The 16,958-nt window shown below is 63.3% G+C and carries 13 protein-coding genes and 1 pseudogene; 8 read left to right on the top strand and 6 right to left on the bottom strand.

Features of this window, described 5'->3' with window-relative positions; genetic code table 11:
• The first annotated feature begins 263 nt into the window (after positions 1 to 263).
• A complete protein-coding gene (locus JMJ56_RS30335; protein WP_202835489.1) occupies positions 264 to 1,697 on the top strand; it encodes a carbohydrate porin in 1,434 nt (477 codons plus the stop codon).
• A gap of 20 nt (positions 1,698 to 1,717) precedes the next feature.
• Here JMJ56_RS30335 and JMJ56_RS30330 read toward each other — a convergent pair whose 3' ends face one another.
• Positions 1,718 to 3,436, bottom strand: a complete 1,719-nt coding sequence (locus JMJ56_RS30330; RefSeq protein ID WP_202835488.1) for a Na/Pi cotransporter family protein — start codon at positions 3,434 to 3,436, stop codon at positions 1,718 to 1,720.
• Positions 3,437 to 3,509: 73 nt separating this feature from the next.
• On the bottom strand, positions 3,510 to 4,559 hold the full coding sequence (gene pstS / locus JMJ56_RS30325) for a phosphate ABC transporter substrate-binding protein PstS (protein ID WP_202835487.1): 1,050 nt from the start codon (positions 4,557 to 4,559) through the stop codon (positions 3,510 to 3,512).
• 234 nt (positions 4,560 to 4,793) lie between these two features.
• Here pstS and JMJ56_RS30320 point away from each other — a divergent pair.
• Together JMJ56_RS30320 and JMJ56_RS30315 are read left to right on the top strand one after the other, a co-directional pair.
• A pseudogene (locus JMJ56_RS30320) lies at positions 4,794 to 5,812 on the top strand (IS630 family transposase).
• 219 nt (positions 5,813 to 6,031) lie between these two features.
• Positions 6,032 to 6,946: a thermonuclease family protein gene (locus JMJ56_RS30315; RefSeq protein WP_202835486.1), complete on the top strand. Its 915-nt coding sequence runs from the start codon at positions 6,032 to 6,034 to the stop codon at positions 6,944 to 6,946.
• A 348-nt stretch (positions 6,947 to 7,294) separates the two neighbouring features.
• On the opposite strand, the gene JMJ56_RS30310 is transcribed toward JMJ56_RS30315, so the two are convergent.
• The 3 genes from JMJ56_RS30310 to JMJ56_RS30300 form a co-directional block, all read right to left on the bottom strand.
• The gene (locus JMJ56_RS30310) at positions 7,295 to 9,616 is read right to left on the bottom strand and encodes an esterase-like activity of phytase family protein (protein WP_202835485.1); all 2,322 of its coding nucleotides are present in this window, start codon (positions 9,614 to 9,616) and stop codon (positions 7,295 to 7,297) included.
• 395 nt (positions 9,617 to 10,011) lie between these two features.
• Entirely contained in the window at positions 10,012 to 10,353 is a 342-nt protein-coding gene (locus JMJ56_RS30305; RefSeq protein WP_202835484.1) for a hypothetical protein, read from the bottom strand.
• The gene (locus tag JMJ56_RS30300; protein ID WP_202835483.1) at positions 10,334 to 11,014 is read right to left on the bottom strand and encodes a ParA family protein; all 681 of its coding nucleotides are present in this window, start codon (positions 11,012 to 11,014) and stop codon (positions 10,334 to 10,336) included. Before JMJ56_RS30300 ends, JMJ56_RS30305 begins: the two co-directional genes overlap by 20 nt.
• Before the next feature lie 101 nt (positions 11,015 to 11,115).
• Between JMJ56_RS30300 and JMJ56_RS30295 the strand changes: the two genes are divergently transcribed.
• The gene (locus tag JMJ56_RS30295) at positions 11,116 to 12,732 is read left to right on the top strand and encodes a CYTH and CHAD domain-containing protein (RefSeq protein ID WP_202835482.1); all 1,617 of its coding nucleotides are present in this window, start codon (positions 11,116 to 11,118) and stop codon (positions 12,730 to 12,732) included.
• 209 nt (positions 12,733 to 12,941) lie between these two features.
• Here JMJ56_RS30295 and JMJ56_RS36105 read toward each other — a convergent pair whose 3' ends face one another.
• Complete coding sequence (locus tag JMJ56_RS36105) at positions 12,942 to 13,358, bottom strand: GFA family protein (RefSeq protein WP_202835481.1); 417 nt, start codon at positions 13,356 to 13,358, stop codon at positions 12,942 to 12,944.
• Positions 13,359 to 13,379: 21 nt separating this feature from the next.
• On the opposite strand from JMJ56_RS36105, the gene JMJ56_RS36100 reads away from it, so the two are divergent.
• From JMJ56_RS36100 to JMJ56_RS30270, 4 genes are all read left to right on the top strand, one after another.
• A complete protein-coding gene (locus JMJ56_RS36100; protein WP_202835480.1) occupies positions 13,380 to 13,697 on the top strand; it encodes a hypothetical protein in 318 nt (105 codons plus the stop codon).
• Positions 13,698 to 14,044: 347 nt separating this feature from the next.
• Positions 14,045 to 14,755, top strand: a complete 711-nt coding sequence (locus tag JMJ56_RS30280; RefSeq protein WP_202835479.1) for an IS6 family transposase — start codon at positions 14,045 to 14,047, stop codon at positions 14,753 to 14,755.
• Between the two features lie 506 nt (positions 14,756 to 15,261).
• Positions 15,262 to 15,510: a site-specific integrase gene (locus JMJ56_RS30275; protein ID WP_202835478.1), complete on the top strand. Its 249-nt coding sequence runs from the start codon at positions 15,262 to 15,264 to the stop codon at positions 15,508 to 15,510.
• 300 nt (positions 15,511 to 15,810) lie between these two features.
• The gene (locus JMJ56_RS30270) at positions 15,811 to 16,395 is read left to right on the top strand and encodes a hypothetical protein (RefSeq protein WP_202835477.1); all 585 of its coding nucleotides are present in this window, start codon (positions 15,811 to 15,813) and stop codon (positions 16,393 to 16,395) included.
• The last annotated feature ends 563 nt before the right edge of the window (positions 16,396 to 16,958 follow it).

Below are 16,958 nucleotides of genomic sequence, written 5' to 3'. Positions count from 1 at the left end.
CCATGATCCGCGTCAGCCTCGGCGCCCTCCTGCTCCGCCGCATCGCCCACCCCTAACCATTCTCAAACGGGGTCTTAGTACTTTTGAAGCAGCAGTGCGGCAGCGCGTGAACGTAAAGCGATATGTCGAGGACAGAATGTCGACGGCTTCGATACGGTCAAACGAGTTCTGATGGACTATTTTGCATGACATATCGTTGAAGTTTTTAGCGCGGCGTGCCCTACGATATTGCACGTCACGTGATCGCATTACAGCGGACACCTATGAGCAACTTGTCCAGCCGCGCAGACGCGAATCTCGAGCGACAGCACTGTTACATTTCTATAGTTCTGGCGCTCGCCGCATTGCCACTCTGGAGCGAATTAACACACGCCCAGCGCGGGCTCGCAGGCCCGGTCTACGGGCGCAACATCGAAGCCGTCGTTCCCGGCGCAGAGGATCTGCTCTCAAAGCTAGAGGACATGGGCTGGTTGCTGCGAGGACAAACTACGCTGACGGTCCAAGCGCGACCTGCCTTTCGTGCGCGCGGAACCGCACGTGAGGAGGAATTCCCATCGCAGGGAGAAATCACCAGCACGCAATCGGCCGATCTCGTGCTTGGCCGGCGGCTCTGGAACAATGCGGAACTCATCGCCGTGCCATCCCTCGCTCGCGGCTTCGGGCTTTCGGACAGCCGGGGCATCGGTGCAGGCTTGAACGGCGAGGCCTTCCATGGCGGCAGCGCGACGGCGAGCGTGGCACTGACGCGGCTCTTTCTGCGGCAGACTTTCAATTTATCCTATGACGCGTTTGGGCAGGATGACGACCCAATGCGCTTCGCCGGTCCGCTCGCTCTGCAGCGGGTGACACTCACCCTGGGCAAGTTCGCGGTTTGGGATATCTTCGACAACAACCGCTATGCCCATGATGCCAGAACGCAGTTCCTGTCATGGGCCTTGGTCGGCACCGGCGCCTTCGATTACGCGGGTGATGCAGCCGGCTTCACCAATGGCGTGGCGCTGGAATGGGAGAATGGTGTCTGGGCCATACGCTCAGGCCTGTTCCAAGTGGCGCGCGAAGTCGGAGGCGAAAGCCTCGACCCACGTGTTACCCGCGCTTGGCAAGGCTTGCTGCAGTTCGACAGATCGTGGTGGTGGGGACGCTACCGCGGGGTTGCCCGCCTGCTAGTCGGTGCCTCCCGAACCAGTTCGACGCGCTGGAACGACTTGACGGCCGCACTCCGCGGGCCAGCTGAGCGCACCGAGCAGGGTCGAGGGTGGCGAACCAAAACGATGTTGACCGCGAATATGGAGCAGGCGGTAAACGACAGCCTAGGCGTATTCCTGCGGCTGGGCTGGAACGATGGGCAGGCGCAAAACTGGATGTTCACCGACATGGATTGGTCGGTGTCAGCGGGCTTGGCCGTGAACGGCTGGACCTGGGAGCGCTGGGAGGACACGCTTGGGATCGGCTTCAACGTTGGCGGATTGTCGGGCCCGCACAGGCGCTACCGGGAAGAGGGCGGTGGTAGCTTCGTCGTGGCACGCGAGGGTGGGTTACGATATGCCCCGGAAGCCGTGCTGGAGACTTACTACGATGCCGAGGTGGCTTCCGGACTGCATGCTGCGGTAAGCCTCCAGCTCGTGCTCAATCCAGGCTACAATGCCGATCGCGGACCCATCTCCGCGATTGCATTTCGTTTACGCGCTGCCTTCTGAGCGTCGGTTCCGGCATCCCGCTACTCTGCCGGGGCGGGCGTGGCATCCGGCAATGGCAGGTCGCGGCTCCGTTCATCCGCAACGGTCCTCCGCGCCAGCCGCGGTACGGACCGGCGCTCGTCGTCGAGACGTGCGATCATCATGCCAGCACGCTCCGCACTGCCCAGCAGGGCCAGGATAGCCCCACGTTCGCCGGGTCGCACTGCGCCGGCGAGGCCAAGGCAGCGCGTACGGAGGTCGGTCAGGCCGTTGCGCCATGCGGTGTCACCCTGCGGCACTGCGGCTTGGCCAGCGGCGGCCGGGAGCACAACGCGCATGGCGTCGCCGATCTGATCGAGCACCGCGTCCACCACCTGCCGCGCCTCTGGCGAGAACTCCTCACGGGCGATCCGTCGCGCAACCTGGTGCAGTGTCTCGCCCAAGCTAGCGGCGAAGTCCGCTTCCTCCACCAGGCTGGCAACGAGGTCCGCTCGTGCAGGGGGCAGGTCGGGTGTGAGCAGCGATGCGGCATAGGCTCGGATGTCGCGGCTCAGGATGTCTATCGCCATGCGGTGCTCGTCGAGATCTTTCGGTGCGGTCGGCACGCCGCGCGCGCTGGCCAGAAACAACGCCCCAGCCTGAACATGCCGCTCGATCTCGCGCTCCACTGCTCCCACCGCTTTGCCGAGATCGCTTCTCGCCTCGGATGTCAGGTGCTTGGGTGTCGAGTAATCCTCGATGTCCTCGGACGCATCCCGGCCCACGCGCGAGAGCACCCGCTCAAAGACGCCGATGAAGGGAAACAAAAGCAGCGTGTTGAAGATGTTGAAGAAGGTCGAATAGATCCCGACCGCCACGGGCACCAGTGGGAAGCTCTCGCGCCCGTTCATCATCACGGGTACGCCGGGATCCCCGCCGAACCACTGCATTACCCAGCGCAGCACTTCCATGGAGATGAAGAAGAGCGGAATGGTAACCATTACTCCGATGATGTTGAAGGATATGTGGGCATAAGCCGCGCGCTTGGCATTGCGGGACAGGTTCAGCGACGCCATCCAGGAGGTGATGGTCGTACCCAGATCGGCACCGAGTGAGAAGGCGACAGCCGTTTGCCAGTCGAGCACGCCCGCGGAGCCGAGCCCCATGACGATGCCAATGGTGGCGGAGGATGAGTGGATCAGCGCGGTGATCAGCGCCGCAGTCGTCACACAGCCGATCAGGCCGGCGAAGCTGTCAGCGCGGAGGGACGAGATGGCCGACATCACCTCCGGCATGTTGCGCAACGGCCGCAGACCGCCGGTCATCAGGTTCAGGCCGTAGAAGATCAGCGCGAAGCCCATACAAGCCAAAGCGATGTTCTTCACCTTGTCGGTCTTGGCGAAGATGTGCACTAGCGCGAACAGCCCAGCCAGCAACAGGCCGAGCGGCCCGAGCGGCAGGGCGATGAGGCCGTTGCCAAGCGTGGTACCGATATTGGCACCCATGATGACGCTGATGGCCGGCCGCAGTCCGACCACGCCGGCATTCACCAGGCCGACCGTCATCACCGTCATTGCGGTCGAGGACTGGATGATTCCGGTGATTAAAGTGCCTGCAAACACGCCTTTGATTGGCGTGCCTGCAAATCGTGCCAAGAGATCGCGCATCCGGTTCACGGCGAGCGACTGGATTCCGTTCGACATGAACTCGAGGCCTAGCATGAAAATGCCTAGGCCACCGATGACCGGCACGATCACCTGGGTGAAAAGGTCGACTTGCATACCGCCAGATCTCCAAGGTGAAGCAGTGCACGCAGCAGGCGCAGTGGGTGGGGTAGGTTGTTTCGAATGGAAGTCAGCGGCTGCTGCCGAGGGCGGTGCGCCAATACTCCGTCACCAACCGGACCGCGGGCTCAGGCAGGGGCACGTAGCCGAGTGCGACGGCATCAGCGCTCCGCTCGGTCAGGCACATACGAAAGAATTCGATCGTTGTACGGCTGCGAGCTTCTGCGCGACGCGGCATCAAGACGTAAGCGGTGGCCACGATCGGGTAAGCGTCGCCACCGTTCGGGTCGGCGATCTCCCGATAAAAATGCCGGGCAGGGTCCCAGGATGCCGTTGCTGTCGCCGCCTGGATGCTAGCCGAATCAGGCAGCAAGAAACGACCTGCCGGATTGGAGACCGCCGTGACGGATAAGCCCAGCCGTGCTGCCTGGCTTGCCTCGACGTAACCTATCGAACCGGGTGTGGCCTGCACCAAGTCCGCGAGTTCGCGGTTGCCTTTGGCGCCGACGCCGACCGGCCACTGAAGGTCGGTATTGACCCCAATGCGCGAGCGCCAATCCGGGCTGGCGGCCGCGAGGAAAGCTGCAAAATGGTAGGTGGTGCCGGAGCCATCCAGTCTTCGGAGCACGGAGATGGCGATGTCCGCGAGACCAAGCTCAGGGTTGAGCATTCGGATCGCCGGATCGGACCATCGGGTGATCCGGCCCAGATAGATGTCGGCGAGGACGGATCCGGTAAGCTGCAGCGAACCTGTCTTGATGCCCGGCAGGTTGGTGACTACCACCACGCTGCCGGTGACCAGGGGAAATTGCATTAAGCTATGCCGGTCTACTTCCTCCGGCAGCAAAGGAACGTCGCTCACCGCGAAGTTTGCCGCACCTTGCAGGACGCGCATGAGCCCGCCGAACGAGCCCACCGGCTCATAATCGAGGTTGGTTTCGGCGGAGACATACGCTCCGCCTTCGCCTTGCAGGGTGGCAAAGACCTGTCCCCAACGTGCAAGAACGGGATGCGCGAAGGTCGAGCCTGCACCAACCATGCCCTGTGCGTCAGCAGACTTGGGAAAGCCAATAAGGAGGGCAGTCAATGCAACCAAAAGAATAAATAGCTTCCTATGCATTTGACGTCCAATTCGTGCGAGGCGCGCATGCGATGCAACTGCGTTTCAGCATCATCTCCGGCTATCGCTGACGCCGCGCCTGCTCAAATGATCCTTTCATGACGAGCGGTCAGGAAGGGTGAGACTAGGAGGCGCTCATCTACGCCTAATACCAAGTCTCCGAGAGCGTAACTCGTTGGGCACTCCCAGGCTGGCGGCGCTCTGAATCAACATGGCGAACAGAGGAGCTTCGCAATGCCCAGCGCACTCCGAGCTGACTTCCACGTGGCTAGGCTTCATACTGTGGCTCGCTGGATCAAGATGCGGCCCTGGCGCGTCGCGCACGGAGGCCGCTCGGATCGATGGGGTGACGGTGCAGATCGTGCGGGACCAGGTTGTTCGGTTCAATGCCGAGGGTCCGGCTGGGCTGATTGACCGTAAGGCGCCGGGCCAGGCATCGCGGTTGAGCAGCACGCATCGTGCGGCTCTGGCGGCGGTGCTCGAGAGCGGCCCGATACCGGCCATTCATGGCGTGGTGCGGTGGCGGCTGGTCGATGTCTGCCAGTGGCTGTGGGAGGAGCATCGGGTCACGGCCGCCAAGCAGACCATGAGCCGCGAGGTGCGGGCCCTTGGCTACCGCAAGCTCTCGGCACGTCCTCGCCATCATGCGCAGGCGGAAGACGCCATCGAGAATTTTAGAAAACCTTCCCCGCCCGCCTGGAGGAAGTTGCGCGTGAGAAGTGCGTCGCCGCCAGCGCCATAGAGATCTGGTTCGCCGACGAGGCCAGAGTGGGGCAGAAGAACAAGATCACCCGGCGCTGGGCCCGGCGCGGCACCAGGCCCGTGGCGCCAAATGACCAGCGCACGGCGTCGACCTACATCTTCGGCGCCATCTGCCCCAAGGAGGGCAAGGCGGCAGGCCTCGTCCTGCCCCACTGCAACACCGCAGCCATGAGCCTGCATCTCGCCGAGATCGCTGCCGCTGTGGCGCCGAACGCGCATGCCGTGCTGCTGCTCGACCAAGCCGGATGGCACTTGTCGGACAGGCTCGAGGTACCGCCGAACATCACCCTCATCCCGCTGCCGCCAAAATGCTCTGAGCTCAACCCGGTCGAGAACACCTGGCAGTTCATGCGGGACAACTGGCTGTCGAACCGCGTCTTCCGCTGCTACGACGACATCGTCGACCATTGCTGTCGGGCCTGGAACCGCCTCGTCGAGCAGCCCTGGACTATATGTCCATAGGAATGCACGATTGGGCGCATCGGTTCTGATCAGCGGGATTTAGTATAAGCGCTTCACCGACGATTTGCGAGAGCCGGTCTGCGATTCGCCGCGGAACTTCCTCCGGAAACACCCTCCGCTGTCCCGCAGGTGCCCGCGCCCGCCGGAAACGGCTGGGCAGCGGAGATGCCGTGTGGCGTCATTCAACCATCACGTCGCGCACCAGAAACGCTGCCATCATGGATGGCTTTCCTAAACAGGAGAGGGCAATGCCCTTTGTCGTAATCCGTGGCCACTTTCATGCCCAGGGCTACTCGCCGGACGGCGACTCGCTACGCTTCGCGCCAGAGCAGCCGGACTTGTTGCAGCGCCTTGGCGGCTTCCGCATCCGGGTAAATGCGCGTGGCCACGTGCAGTTGCGGATGGAGGGTATCGACACCCTTGAGACGCACTACGCCGGCCCTGGAGGCGTCCGCCACCAACCACGCACCTGGGCTGATGCGGCGCGGATGAAGCTGCTGGACTTTGCCGGCATCACCGATGTGGAATGGGATGTCGCAGGGAACACTGTGCTGGCCGCTCAGGATGGAACGCCCGGCTATATCCTCTCCCGTACCATCGAAAAAAATGGCCGCCCCGTCGCTTTCGTCTATGCCGGCACGTCGCCGGAAGCGGATGGCGTGGAAGTTTTCCTGGACCCGGACCGGCTTCAACAAAGTTACAACCAACTCGCGCTGCGGACTGGGCTGGCTTATCCCACCTTCTATACCGGCCTGTTCCGAGATCTGCGCGACGTTATGGCCGAAGCGAGCACCGATGCGCGTGCTGCCGGTATTGGGCTCTGGCCATTGGACGCGACAAGCAGCGGCTTTGATGCCACCAGCCTTGCAGTCATCACTAACCAAGTCTGCCTGTTGCCCAAGCTGTTCCGACGACTCTCGGACTATATGGTCAGCACCGGTAGCGCCGTGGGCTTCAAACCACGGCTATCCCAAGCACCAGAGCCGGTGTTGGATTTGGTGGAACAAAACTTTACCCATTGGGACACATTTGTAGAGCAGGCAGAGGGCGGCACTCAAATTCGTTTGACGCGTCTACCGGAGCAACTGGTTTTCGACGAAATGCAGAACCAGCCGGCCAACCGCTTCACCGCGGTGATGGAGGGTGAGGCGGTAACAAGCTGATGCTGAGGTCCATGGTGCGCACGTGAATATACCTTCTAAATAAGCGGTCGAATAAGGCTTGGCATCGTTCGGAAGAGGCGATTGACGCTTGGGGTGCTGATCTGGGAGGATACCTAGCTTGGATCGCCCAATCCTACCGCCTCGCCACCCGCAAAGAGTGACGCGACGACGTCCACCTTGCCTTCACCACGCTCGCCTGCGCCATCGTCTGCATAAGCTAGGTCAGGTAATTTCGTCCTAGCTGCTACAGCCGATGACGTCGTTCGAAGTGATCATGCGTGCTCGAGGGCATAATTTAAGCGCCAACGAGCTTCCTCTTGGTTGGAGCCTTCCACACTTTCCACAATGTCAGATGAACCAGTGACCGGTCATCTCGAAATTGGCGGTGGCTTGCGCCGCCAGCGCATTCCAGTCGACCGTCTGCGTCGCCGGGTTCAACTCCAGCGCCAGGGCAATCACCTGCGTCATTTGGGTCGCCGAGAAGTTGTCGTCGGCCACGAGCAGCAGCGTCTTGCGCCCATCCGGCAGGTCCGACCCGAAGGTCATCCCCTCGATGTTGTCGAGCGGGATCCCGAGATCGTCGAGATCGAGCACGAGCGACTTCCGCACCGGCGTATAGCCGCAGTCCAGCGCATCCCGATCCGAAACATCCGTCGCCTGCGTCGCATCGACATAGTAGAGCCGGATGTCGTTGCCAGCGACACCGGTGGAGAAAGAGCGTTCCAGCGCCAGCAGGTGTCCGCCATTATCGAGCGCCAGCAGCTCGACGAGACCGTTGGTGGCGAAGGTATCGACCGGGTCAGGCCGGTCTTGGATCGGGTCGGTCTTGTAGACATACTCGGCATCGGCCCCGCCGCTCGCCAGATCGTAGCGGATGATGCGTGAGGGGGAGCCGGTGGTCAGGTCGGCATTCGGCCCGTCCTGATAAAGCGCATCCTCGGTCCCGACATAGAGGTGTCGCCCGCTTGGCGTCGCGGTCAGCGCCTCGAAGGCGAGGTTGTTGCGGATGCCCGAGCTGCCATCGGCGGTCGGCAGGTACTTGTCGTCGACGGGCAGCGCTGCCTGCAAGCGGCCATCGAGGCCAAAGCGGTCGACGAAGGGGCTGATCAGCGCGCTCGCATCGCCCTCGGAGGAGAGATAGAGCCGATCGCCAGTCAGGGTCAGCCCCTCCGGGTCGAGCGAATTCGCAGCGAAGGGTGCTCCGCTTTCGCCCGACAAGGTCTGAGCGCCGGTGAAGCTTAGGTCGCCGGGATTGAGCTGGCCGTCGCCGAGGTCGATGGTGGCGGTGAAAAAGCGGGCATCCTCGGAGCGGTCGTCGGACAGCAGGTAATACTGCCCGCGCGCCGCGTCATAGGTGATGGCGGAAAGCCCGCCAATCTGCAGCCCGTCGAGGCTGCCGCCATAGGGCAGCGAAACCGAGCCGAGGAATTCCGGGCGGCCAACTGAGGTCACCTCCGGGCTCGGCGTCACCGCCAAGTCCATATAAGTCAGCTTGTGGTCGGAGGAGGGGTAGCCGCCCAGCAGCGTCGGGTTATAGGTGCCGACCAACGGAAAGAGCGGATCGTCCGTCTGCGGCCAGAACACGCCGGCGTCGCGCGGCGCGAGCCCATCCTTCGAGGGCAGCACGTAGTCGACGCGCAGGTTGCCCGGTGCGGTATCCGCGAAGTCAGCGGTGTCAAAAAGCGGGTTGCCCTGCTGCGCCGCATTGGCGCCGCCCTGCTGCGCCGCCTGCTCCGGCCCACCCGGGCTGGTCGGCACCAGCGAGGCATCGACCCGCGGCGCCTCGAGCAGCTGCGTCGCGGCCTGGTCCACGCTGTCGCCGTCGACGGAATCGGCATTTATGTCACCCATGACGACGAAGCGGGCGCCGGGGCCGAGGCCGCCCTGATGCCCCTGGTCGTCATAGATGTAGTCGCCCTTGCCGGGTGTGACGCAATCCGCGGTCAGCCGGATCTCGTCGGCGTTGCGCAGCCCGTTGCGGTCCTCCGGCCCGTCGAAGGTGGGCGGCGTCGGGTGTAGGACGATGAGGTGGATGACCTCGCCATTCACCAGCACCGGCACGTCCCACATGCTCTTCGACGGCAGGCGGATGGCATCCAGCTCTGCCGACGAGTACCAGTCGGCGGGGGCGGGCGTATTGGGGTCGTCGGGCAGGCGGGCGCTGGGCATATCCTTCCAGAGGAAGGTCTGGAAGGTGCGCACCTGGTCGGTGAGGATTGGGTAGCGAGAGAAGACGGCCATGCCGTACTGGCCGGGGAAGGCGCCGAAGCCGAGCGCATCATCGCCATAGCCCGCCTCGCCAGGGGTAGTGACAACGTGGCCGTTACTGTTCAGGTCGAAGCCCGAGGCGATGCCGGTATTGGACGGTGCGGTGAAGGCATAGGGGAAGTCGATGCCGGCCGCGCCGCCGGTGCCGAGCGTGTCCTGCGGCTTCTCGAGGTAGTTGCTGCGGAAGAGGTCGGCCGCCTCGTTGCCCGGCGCATAGTCGAACTCGTTGACCAGCAGCAGGTCGGGCGTCGTCCTCTGGATGATTTCCGCCACGGTCTGCGCCTGGCGGTCTGTGTCAGTAGCGAGATTGGCCAGCAGTTCGCCCGCGTTGGCGCGGTTGAGCGAGGCGTTGAAGGTGGCGACGCGCAGCTCTGGCGTTGCCGGATCAATGGAGGCTGACATGCTTGGCGTCTCCCGGACGGGGGGCGGGTGCGAGAGGAGGAGACGCAGCACTGGACAACGGTGGCGACCCAGAATGGATTAAGTTAGCTTCGCCGAACGAATAAAACTATGCGGCGTCGTACCAGCTGGTCCGAAGCATTCCTAGTCCGTCACCTTGTGCGAAAACGTGACCCTGCTGGGAGACTCGATCAGCATTTCGGTCAGAACTCGGACTTTCCGAATGGAACGCGGACCGGATGGATGGCATAGGCGTCCGCCAGCGGGGGCGGATGGCGCGTCATTATCGGCACGGAAGCGCCGACAACCACGTAGTAGTCGGTGACGCAGTTTGGGCGCGCGCTTCCGGAGCCCGGCCGTGCCCTGACGTGGAGGCGCAACGTCTAGCTTGTCGGCCGTCAGCTGGGGTTGCGTGCTCTCCAGTCGGCAAAGATGCGCTCGAGCAGTTCGACCTTCTTGCAATCCTCGGCCGCCGCGGCGCGCTTGAAGGCACGACGGAATTCGGGCGTGACGCGGAAGTTCAATGGTTCGGTGCGCTGCTTCGTCGGTGCCTTCGGGGTTGCTGACCTCTCTTTCTCTTTGGCTTTGTTACTAGCCTTCTGATCGCGCGGTCCGCTTTCGGCGGGAATGGCGCCGAGGGTGTCGGTCGGCGACGGCGGCGCGCCCTTACCGGCAGCCTGCTGCCGAGTGCGTCTAATGGGAGCCGGCTTGCTCAGTTGGCTATCCTTGGGACCCTGCACGCTTCTCTTCCTTTTTCTGCCTGCCCCGTTGCTCGATAAATGTCACGGCATGGTCTGCAAAGGCACGGGCCTTGGCGCGCAGTGAGGGGTGACGCGCCTCAGTGGCAGCCCGGCCTTCGTCATGGGCGCGCCGGTATCCGGCACGCTCCGGCCAGGCGAGTCCGAGGCAATGGTAGCCAGCGTCGCCGACATAGCGCACGGCCTCGGCAATCTCGTTCTCCAAGTCACCGGCACAACACAGTGTGATGCCGATGCGGGCGCGCGGCACGCCGGCCTGGATCAGTTCGTGGGCCAGACGCACGGTCGGCAGCAGGTCGTCGACCGCCAACCCCGAAGGGATCAGCAGAGCGTCGGCGGCCTGCGCCACGTCGAGGGTCTGCGCATCGGCGAAGCCGCGGGCATCGAGAACGAGGCAATCAATGTCCGCTTGGCGTGCGCGCTTCAACGCTTGCTTAACGCTATCGAAACGCTCGACCGGCACCTCCGGGTGCTGTCCGGACGCGGATCGTCGTCGGGCCCATTCCAAAGAGGTTGCCTGTAACACGTCGAGATCGGCGAGCAGGACGCGGTGGCCACGATCGGCGTACTCCCGCGCCAGCAACCGCGCCAACGAGGATTTTGCGACGCCCCCCTTTTGCGACGCGCAGCCAATGACGAGCACAAGCCCTCCGAAACCAACGGTGTGCGGATCGATCCCGCCCCACGAGACCTTGAACCATATGCGGCGGCGACCCTGGCGTGCAAGCGTGCAAACGTGCAAAATTGGCGCTGCCGCTCGGGCACCAGATCTCCGGAGCAGCGTTCACCGGCAGCACCGTCGTCCGCCCATCACCAGTCTGGATCCGCACCATGATTGAAGACGTCGCCCCGGCTCCCGCCGAACTAGAAATTAAATTCAAACTGCCCGCCGGCGCCGAGACTAAGCTCGCCGCTCACCCGGCCCTGCGCAGCGAGACAGGGAAGGGGGTCAAGGCCCGGCATGAAGTCACCACCTACTTCGATACGGCGAACCGTGACCTCGCTCGGCGCGGCGCCACGCTCCGTGTGCGGGTGGGCAGCAAGGGTCGGGTACAAACCCTCAAGCTGCGCGACGACGGCGACTCTCTTTTCGGTCGCGGTGAGTGGGAGTGGCCGCTGGAGAGCAACACCCCGGATCCGGCGAAGCTGGCCGCGACCCCGTTGGCGTCACTGCTGGACAAGCTCGAGGTGCTGGGGCCGGTCTTCACCACCGAGGTGGATCGCACGGTGCGCACCTTGCGGCTCGACGACGCCGAGATCGAGACAGCTATCGACATTGGTGCGATCCGCGCCGGCGAAGCTGTAGAGGAGATCCGCGAGCTAGAGCTGGAACTGAAAGGCGGTAAGGTCGCCGCACTCTACAAACTTGCCACACAACTGGGAGCGGAGCTGCAGCTCACTCTTGGGGTCGAAAGCAAAGCCGATCGCGGCTGGCGGCTTAGCACGGGGCACACGCGGACGCCGGAGAAAGCGGGCGACATCCTGCTGCCGTCCAAGGTCACCACGGCTGAGGCGATCCGCCGCATCGTCGGCATGACTCTCGCCAACCTACTGGCTAATCTGCCGGCCGCGGCGGCTGGCCGGATCGAAGGTGTGCACAATATGCGCATCGCCATTCGCCGGCTGCGCACTGCTCTTGCCCTATTTCAGCCCTATCTCGACAAAGCGACGACGGCGCGCTTTACCGAGGGGCTGCGGCAGCTTGGCCGCGTGCTGGGAGAAGCGCGCGACTGGGACGTATTCTGCACGGAAACCTTGGCTGCCGCCGCGGAAGCCGGCGTGGCCGAGGAGTTGCTTAATGACCTGCGTGGCCCGGCTGCGATTGAGCGCACAAGGGCGCATGCCAGCCTTGGCGCCGCGCTGGCTGGTCCGCCGCTGACGGCCTTGGTGCTGGAGCTTGCTGCCTGGGTCGAGGACCCAGCCGCTCTTGCCGGCTCACCTGATGGTGGCGATCTGCACACGCCGCTGGCTGACCTCGTCCCCAAGCTCGAGGAGCGGCTGGAACGCAAGGCGCGCCGGCGTGGACGACACATCCGGCGGCGGAGTGCGGAGGAGTTGCACGATCTCCGCAAGTCGCTGAAGAAGCTGCGCTATGGTGTGGAGTTCCTCGCGCCTCTCCATCGCCGTAAGCAAGTAAGAGCGTTTCTCCACGGCTGCAAAGCGCTGCAACAGCATCTCGGAACCATGAACGATGCGGCTGTTGCGGAAACTCTGGTCAAGCGTCTAGGAGCGGGACGCGAGGCGGAGTTGGCGCGTACAGCCGGCACATTGGGAAGTTGGGCCGAGCGGCGCCGGACAGAAGCCCATCGCCATCTGCGCCACGCTTGGCATGGCTTCAAGGCCACCTCGCTGCCGAATTGAAACCCGGTGCTTGAAGGGCTGCCGCTTCGGTCCGACCGGTGAGGTGCCTATCGCTGTACACTTGGGCTTCAGGACGTCGCCCGGCAAGGGACCCGGCTGGGCATGTCGGGCGTGCTAGTCGACTTGGCGCTGGAACGGCAGTAGGCGACCAACAAGGCAGGGAAGATCCAACTCAGCCACCGAATTAGCTGAGGAATGTTCAACGCGGTCTACAAGTGCCTTATCTCCGCTGGTGGGTTGCCCCAGTTGTCATGCAGCCCATCCATGCACCGCACCGGCGCCGCGATCAGTTCCTCGATCGGCAGGTCATCGAGGGCAGCGAGGTGAACCGACACGAACGGGACGTTGCCCATCTGCTTGATCTGGCCATGCGAGTGCGTGGCGATGCCGCACCGGCGGCAGAAGCGGTGATGCCCTTCACCCCAATCACCATACTTTCTATAGTCGCCGAGCATATCCTCGCCGGTCAGCAGGCGAAAGTCGCTTGGCGCCAGCCCGCCGGCATTCCACATCCGCTGCTTCCAACAGACAGTGCAGTTGCACTTACCTGTTCCCTGGCTGAGATCGATATCCGCCTCGAAGGTGACAGCACGACAATGGCAGCTACCGCGATAGGTTTTCTTCATCGGATCCTCCAGCCGTCACGCGTGACGCTCACGGAGATCGGACGAAGGATTACCCTTCTGACCACCGGGACTGCCACACTGCGGCATGACCATTGTACCAGATCCATCGGCGGCAGCCTGTCCCGGCCTGAGCAGGCAGCCGTAGTCGGCCCCCTCTGCGGTCTCAGCTACGTCTACCGGGGCGTCATGGTTGAATGCCAGTCTGGTGACCATGTGTGCCGTCTGGTGATGCCGGACTATCCGCTGCATGACCGCGGCTTCGGCGCCATCAGTACCATGACCTCTCTGATCGAAATCTGCTCCATGAGCGCCGATTGCCAGCTACAGTCGCTTTGCTGAGCCGCTGAAGCTCCGTCCATTTCAAGCGGCTGATCCGGTTCGCAAGCCGCTAGGCAAGCTCGAGGCTGGCAGCGCCGCTGCTGATGTTGCAGTCTACCAAGCGCTTGTCTTGGTTGAGCCGGTACTACACAACGGACGAAGGGGCCACGCAGGCCCTGCGGTTGAACGGCTTCGAGTGGATCACCATCACACCGACCGCCTGATGGTCCTGGGCTCAACTGGTCATCGCAACACCAGTTTGCGCCGATCGCAACACCGTATCAAGAGCTTCGGCTGGTGTCTTCCAGCCGGCATCGTCACGTCGTTGAGCGCTGGCCGGAACGAAGAGGTCGGGCCAAGCTGGTTGGATGTCGACCGAACCCTCCACCTACCCCGGCTACCGCTTCCCGGCTGCGGTCATCCACCATGCCGTCTGGCTCTACCATTTGTTCAGCCTGAGCCTGCGCGACATCGAGCTCATCCTGGCCGAGCGGGGCGTGGTGGTCAGCTACGAGAGCATCCGGCGCTGGTGCCTCCGCTTCGGCGCGGACGTCGCGGCCAGGCTGCGCAAGCGCCGACCCAGGCCCGGCGACACTTGGCACATCGATGAGGTGTACCTGAAGATCAACGGCGAGCTCTTCTATCTCTGGCGTGCGGTCGACCAGCACGGTGCGGTGCTCGACATCCTCGTGCAGGAGCGGCGGAATGCCACGGCTGCCAAACGCTTTTTCAGACGCCTCCTGGTCGGCCTCAAGTACAAGCCACGGCGGATCGTGACCGATGGGCTCCGCAGCTATGGCGTCGCGCAGCGAGAGGTCCTGTCCAGTGTGCGGCATCGGACCAGCCGGTACCTGAACAATCGTGCTGAGAATTCCCACCGCCCGACGCGACGTCGAGAACGTCAGATGCAGCACTTCAAGTCACCCAGGCAGGCCCAGCGGTTCCTCTCGGCGCACGCGATGATCTATGGCCACTTCCGTCCACGGCGGCACCTGATGACCGCCAGTCAGTACCGCCGTTCGCGCGGCAAGGCCTTCAGGATCTGGCGGCAGGAGACATGCGCCCAGATCGCGGCGTGATGTCCCGCAAGCTCCGTCCTGCGGCAAAACTCACTTGGCTATCAAACAACGTGACAATGCCGTCGGGGCAGCCTCTTCGTCGACAATGCGGCGGCAAAGGTCGGACTTTGACCGCCAGCCGTGGTGCCGTAGCGAATTTCTACGAGCGGCGGCGCGATTAAGCTTGAAGGCTTCAGTGGGCCTTCGGGCAGATAGGGGTATCCGCCAAGCCGCTTACAGGACTAGCCAAGCGACTAGCAGCAGCGGTGACAGCAAACCGGTTATGGCTGAGGCGCGCACCAGGCTAATCGCCAAGTGGACGACAGCTGAGGCTCCAAGGCCACGCGCGGTGTCGAGAGACGGAGCCAGCCAAGCATCGTCGGGAACGGTGGCGTTGGAAGTGATCGGGAGATCCATCGACGTTTCACTCCTCAGACCAGTTGGGTGCTGGCTTCCTGATCTACCTAAAGTTACAAAACCGGCAGTTTATTTCAAATCACGAATTTCTCGCGATATGCGGAGGTCAGTTGGCTCGGTTCTCGCCATTCGACGTGGCGCGGGTAGTCAAAGCAGCAGTGGAGGCCGCTGGCGGCAACCCAATCGACTTTGCCGGGCATAGCCTCCGGTCCGGCTTCATCACCAGCGCCGCTCGCGCCCGCGTGGCGGAGCGGCATATTCAGAACCAGTCTGGGCATCGCAGCCTACCAGTCCTGCGGGGCTACATCCGCCGCGCCAGCCTCTTCGTCGACGACGCCGATGCGAAGGTCGGGCTCTAAACCCCTCGCTAAATGCTCTCCGTGCCCCCACGCGTGCCCCTCAGTCATGGGGGATGCCTGGAGTACAGTTGGGACAGCCATGGTGCAGACGTGGGGGGAGGCGTGTCCCAGGCGTGGCCTATTCAACTAAAGGGATCGTGGGGCACATTGTGGCCCATGGATGACCGCGAACCATATCGGCTTCTACCTTATCGCACCCTGGCGGGTGTCTGGGGTTGCAGCACGGAGGCGGCACAGGAGCGAGTACGGCGCCATAAGTGGCCTAAGCAGCCTGGCAACGGACGTGAGGTCCTAGTCCGCGTGCCCCTCACGGCACTGGAGAGCGTGGGGCACGATCCTGCACCGTCCCCCACGGATGTTCGGCAGGCGGTTGCAGCTCAGCGGGAAGCTGAGCTGCAGGCCCTACGGGATCGGGCAGAAGCTGCCGAGGCTGCGGCACGGGTTGCCCAGCAGGAAGCCGCGGCCGCCAAGGCCTTAGCGGAAGAAGCTGCCAAGCAGGTTGCGGAACTGCGGGTGGATTTGGCCAAAGCATCCGGCGAGGTCGTGGGGCTCGGCCGGGCCTTGGCAATATCGGAGGAGGCCGCTCGTCGGGCGGAGGATGGCAGACTGGAGGCGATGGCTGCGAATGCCGCTCTGCAGACTGTCCTAGGCGCCGCTCAGATAGAGGCAGCGGCTCAGAAAAAGCGCGCCGGACTAGCGCTGGGCGAGTTGGAGGGCGTGAAGCTGGCCACACAGCACCAGCACGCCGAGCTTGCCCAGATGCGTCGAGAGGTGGCCGAGGCCCACAATCGCGCAGTCACAGCTGAGCAGCAGATCATAGAAGCCACCCGCCTACGCGAGGGGGCGGAGGCGGCTTGGCTAAAGCTCGAAGCTGGAACTTCCTGAACTTCCTCTTCGGACGAGAGGGGAAGGGACGACAGTAGAAAAAGGGCTGCGGGAGGCGTTGGCCGAGGCGCGACAGCCGTTCTGGCGGCGGTGGCTAGGCTGAGCGACCATTCTGCCAACGATTTGCCTTAATCTGCGTTAACCTCCCCGCCATGGATTGGGGATGCAGGATAGATGCCTAACCTCCCGGCGTATGCTCAGAAGATCGCTGATCAAGGCTATCACGCAGGACGAGAGGGTCTGCCACAGTCGGACAACCCGTATTCCGCTGTGGACCACGAGCACGAGCTGTATTGGACCCAGGGTCACCTCCTTGGTGTCGAAGACACCAAGCGCAGGAACAGCCGGGACATTTGTGTTCGGCGTTCATGACTGGAGCTGAGCAGACTTCGCCTGAAGGGGCGCTCGTCGACCTGTTGGTGGAGGGAAAGCAACTGCTGAGCTTTATGTGGGCGGTGCCGAGGTGCCGGGGGTTAACCGCCAGTTCAGGCTACTGCGCAGCCGCGGTGATGCCTCTGGCTGCTGCCATGTAGCGGTTCCAGACCGTGACGCATTCCTCGCCA

It is taken from the genome of Belnapia arida (assembly GCF_016773205.1).
GTDB lineage: Bacteria > Pseudomonadota > Alphaproteobacteria > Acetobacterales > Acetobacteraceae > Belnapia > Belnapia arida.
The sequence above is the reverse complement of the archived record's forward strand: the minus strand, read 5'-3'. Positions and strand labels throughout refer to the sequence as shown.

What these genes read in the sequence shown, in the direction of transcription:
- JMJ56_RS30335 (WP_202835489.1), top strand. Translation starts at nt 264, where the DNA reads ATGAGCAACTTGTCCAGCCGCGCAGACGCGAATCTCGAGCGACAGCAC.
- JMJ56_RS30330 (WP_202835488.1), bottom strand. Translation starts at nt 3,436, where the DNA reads ATGCAAGTCGACCTTTTCACCCAGGTGATCGTGCCGGTCATCGGTGGC.
- pstS (WP_202835487.1), bottom strand. Translation starts at nt 4,559, where the DNA reads ATGCATAGGAAGCTATTTATTCTTTTGGTTGCATTGACTGCCCTCCTT.
- JMJ56_RS30315 (WP_202835486.1), top strand. Translation starts at nt 6,032, where the DNA reads ATGCCCTTTGTCGTAATCCGTGGCCACTTTCATGCCCAGGGCTACTCG.
- JMJ56_RS30310 (WP_202835485.1), bottom strand. Translation starts at nt 9,616, where the DNA reads ATGTCAGCCTCCATTGATCCGGCAACGCCAGAGCTGCGCGTCGCCACC.
- JMJ56_RS36105 (WP_202835481.1), bottom strand. Translation starts at nt 13,358, where the DNA reads ATGAAGAAAACCTATCGCGGTAGCTGCCATTGTCGTGCTGTCACCTTC.
- JMJ56_RS30280 (WP_202835479.1), top strand. Translation starts at nt 14,045, where the DNA reads ATGTCGACCGAACCCTCCACCTACCCCGGCTACCGCTTCCCGGCTGCG.